Source organism: Niallia yueguangensis (assembly GCF_052663115.1).
Genome location: NZ_JBQTCX010000018.1, coordinates 77280 through 88337, shown reverse-complemented (window position 1 = coordinate 88337; position 11058 = coordinate 77280). Strand labels below are relative to the sequence as shown.

The window sequence follows — 11058 nt, the reverse complement described above, 5'->3', positions numbered from 1 at the left end:
GTTGCTTGTTTCGTTTATAACGAGGGTTATAAACGCTTATTGTTGACGTTTTGTTTGTTCAGTTTTCAAAGAGCAATTTATCCGTTCGCTTCAGAAGCGACTCTATTAGATTAACATCTGTTAACATCATTGTCAACATGTTTTTCTAAAAAAAATTTCCGTCGTTGTTTCAACATTTCGTGTTGTTTTGGCGACGGATATAAATATAACAAGTTTTTTAATAACGGTCAATACTTTTTTATAAATTTTATTTATTTTTTTCTGGAACTTTATAATAACGATGAAAAACACCTGGGCTTTTCGTTTCTACATTCACTATCTCTACCTTATTTTTATCAATAAGATATTCAAATAACATCCCTAAATCTACTGAGTAAATGGACAGCTCTTCGTTTTCAATTAAATCATTAAACGACCAGTACTCTTTCTGCAGCAAAACATCTGTTATATGCTGAATGCTTTTCTGTGTTCTAGAATGGATTAAAAACTCGCTTGCCAAAAATAAAAGTTCCAGCCTTTTTTCAATTGTCTCTTCACTATTAACTAATTCAACATAAAGTTTATAAATTTCCGGTTCTATTTGCTTTACTTGACTCCACACGGTAACTTCCGGATGAAAACCATTTTCTATCACAGCAAGTCTCGCTAAATGATGCAAGGAATGAACAATATCATTATATGCATCTAAATAATGTTTATTTTCAAAAAATGCTTTTCCATCCATATACCTTCTTATCAATTTTGCAAATTCCACGCCCATCTTCAACTTTCTCTGAGCAATCGGAAACTCTTTTAATTCCATTTTTAATTTGTCGACATATTCATTGCGATCAAATAAAACGCGGCCATTATATATCCATTCGAATATTTTTTTATTGCTTCCCAGCAGTATCCATTGTTTTAATTGACTTTCTGTCACAATATGTAAAGCTGCTTTTTTTCCCGAATAAGTATAATGTTTAACAAAAACAGGCTGCTTTGCTTGTTGTACTATAATAAGCAAAACACTGTCAAAAGTGTCGGTGACTGTCATTTCTTTTTGCTTTTTTTCTATCATTAAAACTCCCAAGGTATTAGCTTGGCTCGCTCTTTCTTGATATATAGGACGAAGGATATCTTCCATCATTATTCCTCCCTCTTCGTAATTATTCATATCGTAACTAATTCGACAAAATGGAGCAAAATCCTTCATATCGATTATTAACTTTCTATAAAGAATATAAAAATGTTATTAAGCGTAAATAAAATGCCTTCTTCCAACTAATTAAATTGTGTATACAAACAACGTAAATAAACATTATAACGTTCTACCTATTATTAGATATTTTTCAAGTCTCTACTCGTTCCTTGCTTATTTCAAACTATCTAAAAAGCAAAAACAAATAATCAATTAGTAGACACAAAAAAAGAGGCTCCCCTGTACCATCAGTTATTTATCCGCTGTGTCGGAAAATAACTAATCGGGTAGTCTCTTTCAACAATTAGTGCGCTTCTTTTTTAGCACAATCAGGACATACGCCATAAATCTCCAAACGATGATGACTAATCTTAAATCCTGATACATGGCTGGCAAACTGTTCAATTTCATCAAGTCCTGGATAATGGAAATCCACTATCTTTTCACATTCTTGACAGATAATGTGGTAATGATGTGAAGTAATAAAATCGAATCGACTGGAAGAATCACCATAAGTCAATTCTTTCACTAAATTCACTTCACGAAAAACCCTTAAATTATTATAAACAGTTGCCACACTCATATTTGGAAATTTACCTTCCAATGCTTTATAAATCTCATCGGCAGTCGGATGTGACATTGAGCTTATTAAATATTCAAGTATCGCATGACGCTGCGGGGTAATGCGCACTCCTGTTTCTTTTAATTTATCAAGAGCCTCTTTTAACTCATTATGTTCCACAGACATGCACCCCATTTCTAAAAAATATTCTTATTTTATAATCTTTATAAATAGTGTACTAACATTATATTACTTTTGTCAATATAATTGCAATTTTATCACGTTTTAGTCACTTTTTTGACACAAAGTGCTGTTGTTATGTTTATCCTATTCCATTTTCATAATAATATGATATTTTTTTCATGAATTAATACTCTTTATTTTTACAAAAATAAGCAGCCTATTATTATCATTACATTCAAAATAGCCGCTTACCCCTTTTCCCCAAATAAAAAATCAGATCAATACTAAGTATTGATCTGCAACATGTTACATATGAGGAGGTATGCCCTAATATAATGTATTCACAACTTGTTTATCGGAATGGACAAAAGCCTTTTTCCCATTAAATTGGGCCGCCCTTTAAAGAAGTCACCAAACTAAAGCTTCTAATCTCTTCGTTGGCTTGCTTCTAATTTGTTACCTTTTTGAAACACTTAAAATTTAATTTATCGTCTTTAAAACCTCTTCCACATGACCAGCTACTCTTACTTTGCGCCACTCTTTTACTAATATTCCATCTTTATCAATTAGGAAAGTTGATCTTTCAATTCCCATATATTCTTTGCCAAAGTTCTTCTTTAATTTCCATACATCGTAAAGCTCTGCCACTTTATGTTCCTCGTCTGCTAAAAGTAAAAAAGGCAAGCCATGCTTTTCAATAAACTTTTTATGCTTTTCTACAGGATCTGGACTGATTCCGATAATTACTACATCTAAATTTTCAAATTCTCCATGAGTATCGCGGAAATCACAAGCCTCTGTTGTACATCCTGGCGTCATATCTTTCGGATAAAAATAAAGAACCACATGCTTCCCTGTAAAATCGGATAACTTAACACTTTCTCCTGTATTTGCGTTCAGCTCAAAATCTGGAGCTTTTTCTCCTATTATTATTGTCATTTCTGATTCAATCCTTTCTTTTTCGTTTCCTCGTTACTACAAGACTAACGAATCAAAAAGAGATTTTCAACAATGATGATTTCTATGCAACATTAATTTTCCATATCCAACACAGCTCTTGCTACAAAAGCAGCTGGAATCGTATAGCCGATTAACGCCTCTATCACGACAATTAATCTCCCTAAACCAACAGGCATTAAATCACCGAATCCAACAGAGAAAAGGGTAACTCCGCTAAAATAAACGCCTGTTTGTAATGTATGAAAAAAAGTAAGCGAAGAAGCAACTGTGCTTCTATCACTATATACTTGCATTCCATTTAATTGGAATAACGTATAAATCAATCCAAAGCCAATCATGATGGTTATATATACAAAAAAAAGATACATAAAATTCTCAAAGGAAACCCATTTTTCTTTTAAACGATAAGGGACAAATAACGTACGCAAGCTCATCATAATAAAAAATATAATCAAAGCTAACAAAAAATAAAAAAACACGTCTCTCCCCCCTCTATTCATGAATGTATTAATATGTATGCTTGTCTTCTGCAATTATGAATGTATTTTCTCTTTAAACAGATATGCAAATTTTGAACAAAAAGAGACAAATAAAAGAGAGGCTGTTTTCTCAAAGTTTGTTGTTTTTCACGTAAAAAAATGGGAGAAGTAGTACTCAGCAGACTGAATACACGTAGACTCCTGTGGGTATGCGAGAAAGACGAGACCCCACAGGAGCGTATGCGACGAGGAGGCTCGACGCTCGCCCACGGAAAGCGAAGTGTATTCAGGCTGCGAGTTTAAAAGTAACATTCTATATGAAAACAGCCAAAGAGAAAGAGAAATTTCGTTTACCTTCTACTAAAAAGTGCTAAAATTATTAAAGATGTCTTTTGAATATATACGTTTTAGGAGGAATATGATGCAGCATACTAATTCAGAAAGATTGCATGAAGAAGCAGAAAATATTATTGTCGGAGGGGTTAACAGTCCTTCTCGCTCTTATAAAGCAGTTGGCGGTGGTGCACCGGTTATAATGGAAAGAGGTCAAGGAGCGTATTTCTTTGATGTGGATGGAAATCAGTATATCGATTATTTAGCAGCATTCGGACCAGTAATTACTGGACATGCTCATCCACACATTACAAAAGCAATTACAAGAGCTGCTGAAACTGGTCTATTGCTTGGAACATCAACACCTCATGAAGTAAAATTTGCAAAAATGCTTCAAGAAGCGATTCCTTCTTTAGAGAAAATACGCTTTATGAATTCAGGAACGGAAGCAGTTATGACAACCATTCGTGTTGCCCGAGCATATACAGGCAGAAATAAAGTTATCAAATTTGCCGGCTGCTACCACGGTCACTCCGATCCTGTATTAGTGGCAGCAGGTTCTGGACCTTCTACACTAGGGACGCCAGATTCCGCTGGAGTTCCAGCAGTGATCGCAGAGGATGTTATTACGGTTCCATTTAATAATATAGAAGCATATAAAGATGCTTTGGAAAAATGGGGAGATCAGGTTGCAGCTGTGTTAGTAGAACCTATCGTTGGAAACTTTGGTATTGTAGAGCCTGTTGAAGGTTTTTTGCAAAGTGTCAATGAACTCACTCATAAAGCAGGGGCACTTGTTATTTATGATGAAGTGATAACCGCATTTCGTTTTACATATGGCGGCGCTCAAGATCTTCTAGGAGTAAAACCTGACTTAACTGCTCTCGGAAAAATTATTGGCGGCGGCCTGCCAATTGGAGCATATGGTGGCAAAAAAGAAATTATGGATAAAGTGGCGCCAATCGGCCCTGCTTATCAAGCTGGGACTCATGCTGGAAACCCTGCTTCTATATTATGTGGAATTGCCTGTTTAGAAGTGTTAAAACAAGATGGCGTTTATGATCATCTTGATAAATTAGGCGCTTTATTAGAAAAAGGAATTTTGGAAGCTGCAAGCAAACATAATTTTCCTATCACACTAAACCGATTAAAAGGAGCACTGACAGTATACTTCACGAAAGAGAAAGTTTTAAATTACGAACAAGCAGAAAATACAGATGGCGAAATGTTCGGAAGATTTTTCAAGAAATTAGTAAAACAAGGGGTTATGTTGGCTCCTTCTAAATATGAAGCTTGGTTTATCACCATTGCACATACAGAAGAAGATATTGAGGCAACCATCCATGCAGTGGATCAAGCATTCGCTGAGTTAGCAGAAGAGCAAAACTAAGAAAAGCGCAGGCGCCGGCCGGCTAAATGCGCACAGAGGAAAATCGACTAAGTACGCCACGTCCTGTGGCAACGTCGATTGACTCGCATCCTGCGAGCCTGTGGCAACGCCGGCACTTGTACATCCTGTACGTCGGAGCTAGACACTATACTAGGTTCGAAATTTTACACTTTCTTATCTTTTAAATAAAAACAATACAAAAAAGGACTTCTGTCTTTCGGCTTAGCCAATGGATAGAAGTCCTTTTTCTGTAGCCCTCTAGTTGCCTTGCAAATTCCTATCTTTATTTGCCGACATCAATTTTTCAGGCAAAATAATGGTCATTTCTGTACCTTTTTGAGGTTGACTAACAAGCTTAATTTCTCCATGATGGAGGTCAATAATTTTTTGTACAATGGAAAGTCCTAATCCACTGCCCCCATTTCCACGATTTCTGGACGGATCTACTTTATAGAATCGTTCAAAGATATGCATTTGAACATCTTCAGGAATTCCTATGCCAGTATCTTTGATGGTTACGGCTATTTTTCCATCCTTTTCATTTAATAAAATTGTGATTTCCCCAGCCATTGGAGTGAATTTGATACTGTTATGGATAATATTCACCCAAACTTGATCCATTAACTCTTCATCTGCTTGTATCGTCATTTGTTTCAATGAAATATCCATTTCCAAGTTTTTCTCTGTCCATAGTGGTTCACAAGATAAGACTACTCTTCGCAATTGCTGATCCAGTCGATATGCTTTCGGTTCAAAAGGAGGATTTTCCGATTCTAAAGAGGTAAGCTTTAATAAATTATCACTCAACTTTGATAGCCTTACACTTTCGGTTTCAATAATTTGCAAATAATGAAATCTGTCTTCAGCGGAAATTTCATTGTTTTGCAAAGCATTCGCAAAACCTCTAATAGATGTTAAAGGAGATTGGATTTCATGGGAAACATTTGAGATGAATTCTTGGCGCAGCTGTTCCATTTCCCCTAGTTTTTCAGCAGTATTTTCAATGCTTTTTACCACTTGATAAAGGACATGATTTTTCGATTGAGCTAAATCCTTATAAGAAGATAGATCAATATTAAATTTCCCCTGCGCCATTTTGTCCATCGCTTTTATGAGGGGAATAAAGAATTTTTCTCTGCCCCCTTTCTTATGTGCAACGAAAGACATGATGACCATAATGCAGCCAAAAAGGAAAAAACCTAAAAAAGAATTGATTATTTGTTTAGTATAGAGCGATAACGTTATCGTCACTCTTCCAAAAAACCAAGATGTCATATGAAAGGCAGCTGACCAGCATAAAAATAATACAGTTATCACAATGGCAATACCAAGGATTTTTTTCCCTATTTCTTTTATTCTCATACTTTCCCCTCTAATCGATAACCGAGTCCACGGATTGTGGTGATTTTAAACGGATAATCTTCTTCTGGAAACCGTTCACGCAGTCTCTTAATATGCACATCCACCGTTCTTTCATCTCCGTTATAATCATACCCCCATATATCTTCAATCAACTGCTCTCTCGTAAAAGTTTTTCCCGGATGGGCGATAAATTTAAATAGCAGTTCAAACAGCTTAAGAGGCAGGGTAATTTCCTCCCTGTCATCAAAAACTTGAAAAGTAGAACGATCCAGCATAAAATTACCGATGTTTACTTTATTAGATGCTAATATTTGATAACGTTTGAGCAGCGCTTTTACTCGTGCAATAAGTTCAGCAGGTTCAAAGGGTTTAACCAAATAATCATCCGTTCCAAGCTGAAATCCTTTTACTTTTTGCGCCGTTTCCCCTTTGGCAGTTAACATTAATATAGGAAGTGCTGGAGAATAATAAGCTCTTATTTCACGGCAAAGCTCCCAGCCATCCATATTAGGCATCATAATATCCATTACAATAAGATCTACTTTTTCCGACTTTAAAAGCTCTAAGGCGGATAGACCATCTGAAGCTACTAATATCGAAAACCCTTCTTTTAAGAGAAGCATTTTTATCAATTCTCGAATATACGGGTCATCATCGACAATTAAGATTTTTGCCATATACAAGACACCCTTTCATTACGAATACTTACCATTATATACAAAGGTCTTTTTAGAAGGCCGTTTTCTCAAAATTTGTTGCTTTTTTACATAAAAAATTAGAGATGAAGAACTAGCAGACGGAATACACGTAGACTCCTGCGGAAAAAGCGAGAAAGGCGAGACCCCACAGGAGCATAGCGACGAGGAGGCTCGGCACTCGTCCGCGGAAAGCGAAGTGTATTCAGGCTGAGAGTTTAAAAGCAATAAACTTTACGAAAACAGCCTTTTAGAACAAGCAAAAGCCGTCTGCCTGCTATCGCAGCTATTGCTTTTTGCTTAACTCTAATAATTTATTCCATCTCCCTTTCTGCAACTGTTTGAACTCATCATAAAACTTCTTTATGAACTGAATATGAACTTCTTATAAAAGGCGATAAGTTACTAACAAAATTCTAGTCCTAGAGAGCGCCTCAACCGTAGTCGAAAATTCTTTAGAACACAATGAAAATAGATGATAAAGGAGAAATAGGAACCTTATAAAAAAGCATTAAAAATCATCCAGAAAAGAAATGGAAATTTAGATAAATTTTTTAAAATTGTCTATTGAAGTTAACAACTAATCACTGTATAGTACATTATTGGTTGTTTAGATTTTCTATTTTCGTTTAAAGTAAAGATAAACGAAAGTACAAATAATATTGAAATTGAGAATAGAAAGGAATTATATATATATGACTTTAGGGGCGCGCGTTCTTAAGACAGGAATCGCCATTGTCTTAGCCTTATTATTGGCACAATTATTACAGGCTCCTTCCCCTGTATTTGCAGGAATTGCTGCAATATTTGCGATACAGCCGACTATTTATCGATCTTATTTATCGATCATTGAACAAATACAAGGGAATATTATTGGAGCAATTATTGCCGTCATCTTTGTTTTAAGCTTCGGAAACAATGTTTTTATTATCGGATTAGCAGCTATCATTGTTATTACGATTAATTTAAAACTTAAATTGGAAAAAACCATTATTTTATCGCTTGTAACTTTAATAGCCCTTACTGAAACGCCGACAGATGACTTTGTATCCTTTGCCATCATTCGTTTTTCCACGATTATGGTTGGAATAGGTTCCGCTTTTGTTGTTAACCTTGTATTCTTGCCGCCAAAGTATGAAAACAAGCTGTACAATGGCATCTCAGACATAAGTGCAGAAATTACAAAGTGGATTCGATTAACGATACGCCATGCATCTGAACATCATTTATTAAAAAACGATATTGACAGATTATCCGATCGCATCATAAAAATAGATCAACTTTATCTAATGTACAAGGAAGAACGAAATTATTTTAAAAAGACCACTTTATTAAAAGCAAGAAAGCTCGTCATTTATCGGCAAATGATCAATACATTAAAACGCTCCTATTATACATTAAAGAAGCTGCATCGATTTGAAAATGAACTGCTGTCTTTGCCAGAAGAATTTCAAAATATTATTCAACAGCAGCTAGATTGTTTAATTCATCATCATGAACATGTGATGTTGAAATTTATCGGCAAAGTAAAACCAAATGTGACCTTTGAAGAAGGAGATATTTCTGTCAATCGAAAAGAGCTCTTTATGCAGTTGCTTAATCATTATAGAACAGAAAATTTGGAGGAAGAAGAAAATATTCAATACCACACTATGCAAATTATCTCTGCGTTAATTGAATACGACGAGTACGTGGATCATCTTGATACACTTATCACCTCGATACAGATTCATCACAAACATGAAGTTGAAGTGAAATTAGAAGAGTAGCCCCGTAATAAAATAAGGGAAGCTAAAAGGTTGTTGACCTATTTAGCTTCCCTTATTTATTATCTATCGCAATTCTTTATTCATATCTTAAAGCATCTACTGCATTTAATTTAGCTGCTCTTCTTGCTGGAATAAATCCGGCAATCATGCTTATGCATGTGCTAAAAATAATACAGAACGCCGCTAAATAGCCTGGAACAACAAATGCTTTGAAGGCATTTTCTTTTAATACAGCTTCTAGAATAGCATTTCCTGCAAGGCCGAGTAAATAGCCGCCAATGACACCAAATAATCCACCTAGAATTCCGATAACGGCCGCCTCTGATAGAAAAATTCTTCTAATATCTTTTCCACGTGCTCCAAGTGCTTTCATTGTTCCAATTTCTCTTGTTCTTTCTAATACACTTACATACATAACGATTGCAATCATAATAGCTGAAACAATAAGAGAAATACCAGCAAATGCACCAAGCGCTGCTTGAATCATCACAAAATAAGAATTTATTTGATCTAACTGGTCGCTGCTCGTTTTAGCAACTAAACCTTCTTTTTCAGCAGCAGTTTTTACTTTATCCACGACTTGTGTATTTTTAGCAATTATATTTGCTTGCAGCATTCCTTTTTCGCCTGTTGAATCTTTATATAGCTGCTCTGCAAAGTCATATGGAATATAGCAAATGGAAAAACCGAATGATCCATTTTTCACAACCCCCATGACCGGCATACTAACATCAACCGTTTTAAACATGCGCTGTACGCCATCCAGCTGCGTAGAAACCGTCATTTTAATTTCCTTGCCAATGATGTCTTTATTCTTTGCGTCCTTTCCAAATAAGTTGTCTACATCCTTTTCCGTAATAAATATTCCCTTATCGCCATCTTTCGGGTAAGACCCTTCTAAAATATTATTTTTTTCAAAATCTCCTTTTTGTGCAGATGGATTTAAGCCAGAAAGAATGAGATTTACAGGACCCTTATCAGGATCTGCATTGGTTACACCACCATAAAAAGCATATACCCCTGTAACATCAGATATATTAGGATTGTCTTTTAAGTGTTGAATCTTTTCTTCTGAAATAACTTTCGGATTTTTTTGATCTGTTTGAATCGCTACAGTTTTTTGATCAGTCAGCTTTTCGAGCTCACTGTTTACTTTGTTTTGTGCACCAATTCCAAGTCCCACCATTAAAGCGATGCCACCAATACCAATTGATGCCCCAAGTGCTGTTAAAAGCGTCCTCCACTTTTTCTGTTTTAAGTTCTGTGCCGCAAGCTTCATACTAGATAAGAGACTCAGCTTTCCGCCTTTTTTCGTATCACTTCTTCTTTCCTGCTCTTTCACTTCTTGCTTTACTTCATTAGATAAAACTTCTCCATCCTTTAAACGAACAATTCGATTTCCCCATTCAGCCAGCTCTAAAGAGTGAGTAACTAAAATAATTAACTTCCCTTGCTCTGCCAACCCTTTTAGTATTTCCATAATTTGAACCGCCGTTTGTGAATCAAGTGCCCCAGTCGGTTCATCTGCTACGATAATATCCGGATCATTCGCTAAAGCTCTCGCAATAGCAACACGCTGCTTTTGTCCCCCACTTAATCGGTTCGGTTCATAATTTAATTTATCCCCTAATCCAACCATTTCAAGCAGTTCTTTTGCTCGCTGCTGTCGCTGCTGTTTAGACTGACCATCTAACGTCATAACAAGCGCCACATTTTCTTGCACCGTTAAATGCGGAACAAGATTAAAGCTTTGAAATATGTACCCAATATTATTTTTTCGGTATTGAGCCCATTCATTTTGATTAAACTTTGTGATGTTTTGATCATAAAAATAAATTTCTCCAGCTGTCGTTACATCAAGTCCGGTAATAATATTTAAGAGAGTAGACTTCCCACACCCCGATTCACCCAACAGGGAAACGAGCTCTCCTTTTTGAAACTCCAAATTAATTCCTTTTAAAACAGGAATCGGTTCCTTATCAACAAAATACGATTTCTGAATATTTACTAATTTAAGCATTTTTACCTCCTTAGTATTTTCTTTTAGACATAATCATCCATATTTTTCTAAGTCATATGTAAATACGTGTTGATTATTCATAAGTTTCATTTTTTTTAGAAAAAAGCAAAAAAAGTGATTCAAAAACC

At 35.5% G+C, this 11058-nt stretch carries 9 protein-coding genes; 2 read left to right on the top strand and 7 right to left on the bottom strand.

Features of this window, described 5'->3' with window-relative positions:
• Positions 1-247: 247 nt before the first annotated feature.
• From ACTYA4_RS16020 to ACTYA4_RS16005, 4 genes are all read right to left on the bottom strand, one after another.
• A complete protein-coding gene (locus ACTYA4_RS16020) occupies positions 248-1123 on the bottom strand; it encodes a nucleotidyltransferase-like protein (protein ID WP_443483134.1) in 876 nt (291 codons plus the stop codon).
• Between the two features lie 358 nt (positions 1124-1481).
• Positions 1482-1919, bottom strand: a complete 438-nt coding sequence (gene perR, locus ACTYA4_RS16015) for a peroxide-responsive transcriptional repressor PerR (protein ID WP_443483128.1) — start codon at positions 1917-1919, stop codon at positions 1482-1484.
• A 483-nt stretch (positions 1920-2402) separates the two neighbouring features.
• Positions 2403-2861, bottom strand: coding sequence for a thioredoxin-dependent thiol peroxidase (gene bcp / locus ACTYA4_RS16010; protein WP_443483127.1), 459 nt, complete (start codon positions 2859-2861; stop codon positions 2403-2405).
• A 92-nt stretch (positions 2862-2953) separates the two neighbouring features.
• Positions 2954-3361: an ion channel gene (locus ACTYA4_RS16005; RefSeq protein WP_443483126.1), complete on the bottom strand. Its 408-nt coding sequence runs from the start codon at positions 3359-3361 to the stop codon at positions 2954-2956.
• Positions 3362-3782: 421 nt separating this feature from the next.
• Here ACTYA4_RS16005 and ACTYA4_RS16000 point away from each other — a divergent pair, with 421 nt between their 5' ends.
• On the top strand, positions 3783-5084 hold the full coding sequence (locus tag ACTYA4_RS16000; RefSeq protein WP_443483125.1) for a glutamate-1-semialdehyde 2,1-aminomutase: 1302 nt from the start codon (positions 3783-3785) through the stop codon (positions 5082-5084).
• A gap of 258 nt (positions 5085-5342) precedes the next feature.
• On the opposite strand, the gene ACTYA4_RS15995 is transcribed toward ACTYA4_RS16000, so the two are convergent.
• Both ACTYA4_RS15995 and ACTYA4_RS15990 read right to left on the bottom strand, forming a co-directional pair.
• Complete coding sequence (locus ACTYA4_RS15995; protein ID WP_443483124.1) at positions 5343-6446, bottom strand: sensor histidine kinase; 1104 nt, start codon at positions 6444-6446, stop codon at positions 5343-5345.
• Positions 6443-7123 carry a response regulator transcription factor gene (locus tag ACTYA4_RS15990; RefSeq protein ID WP_443483123.1) on the bottom strand — a complete coding sequence of 227 codons (681 nt, stop codon included), beginning with the start codon at positions 7121-7123 and terminating at the stop codon, positions 6443-6445. Before ACTYA4_RS15990 ends, ACTYA4_RS15995 begins: the two co-directional genes overlap by 4 nt.
• A 713-nt stretch (positions 7124-7836) precedes the next feature.
• On the opposite strand from ACTYA4_RS15990, the gene ACTYA4_RS15985 reads away from it, so the two are divergent.
• Positions 7837-8910, top strand: coding sequence for an FUSC family protein (locus tag ACTYA4_RS15985; protein WP_443483122.1), 1074 nt, complete (start codon positions 7837-7839; stop codon positions 8908-8910).
• Between the two features lie 76 nt (positions 8911-8986).
• Here ACTYA4_RS15985 and ACTYA4_RS15980 read toward each other — a convergent pair whose 3' ends face one another.
• Positions 8987-10930: an ABC transporter ATP-binding protein/permease gene (locus tag ACTYA4_RS15980; RefSeq protein ID WP_443483121.1), complete on the bottom strand. Its 1944-nt coding sequence runs from the start codon at positions 10928-10930 to the stop codon at positions 8987-8989.
• Positions 10931-11058: the final 128 nt, after the last annotated feature.

Excerpts from the sequence above, each read along its gene's own strand:
- ACTYA4_RS16020 (WP_443483134.1), bottom strand. The coding sequence starts at position 1,123 with ATGGAAGATATCCTTCGTCCTATATATCAAGAAAGAGCGAGCCAAGCT.
- ACTYA4_RS15985 (WP_443483122.1), top strand. The coding sequence starts at position 7,837 with ATGACTTTAGGGGCGCGCGTTCTTAAGACAGGAATCGCCATTGTCTTA.
- ACTYA4_RS15990 (WP_443483123.1), bottom strand. The coding sequence starts at position 7,123 with ATGGCAAAAATCTTAATTGTCGATGATGACCCGTATATTCGAGAATTG.
- ACTYA4_RS15995 (WP_443483124.1), bottom strand. The coding sequence starts at position 6,446 with ATGAGAATAAAAGAAATAGGGAAAAAAATCCTTGGTATTGCCATTGTG.
- ACTYA4_RS16000 (WP_443483125.1), top strand. The coding sequence starts at position 3,783 with ATGCAGCATACTAATTCAGAAAGATTGCATGAAGAAGCAGAAAATATT.
- ACTYA4_RS15980 (WP_443483121.1), bottom strand. The coding sequence starts at position 10,930 with ATGCTTAAATTAGTAAATATTCAGAAATCGTATTTTGTTGATAAGGAA.
- bcp (WP_443483127.1), bottom strand. The coding sequence starts at position 2,861 with ATGACAATAATAATAGGAGAAAAAGCTCCAGATTTTGAGCTGAACGCA.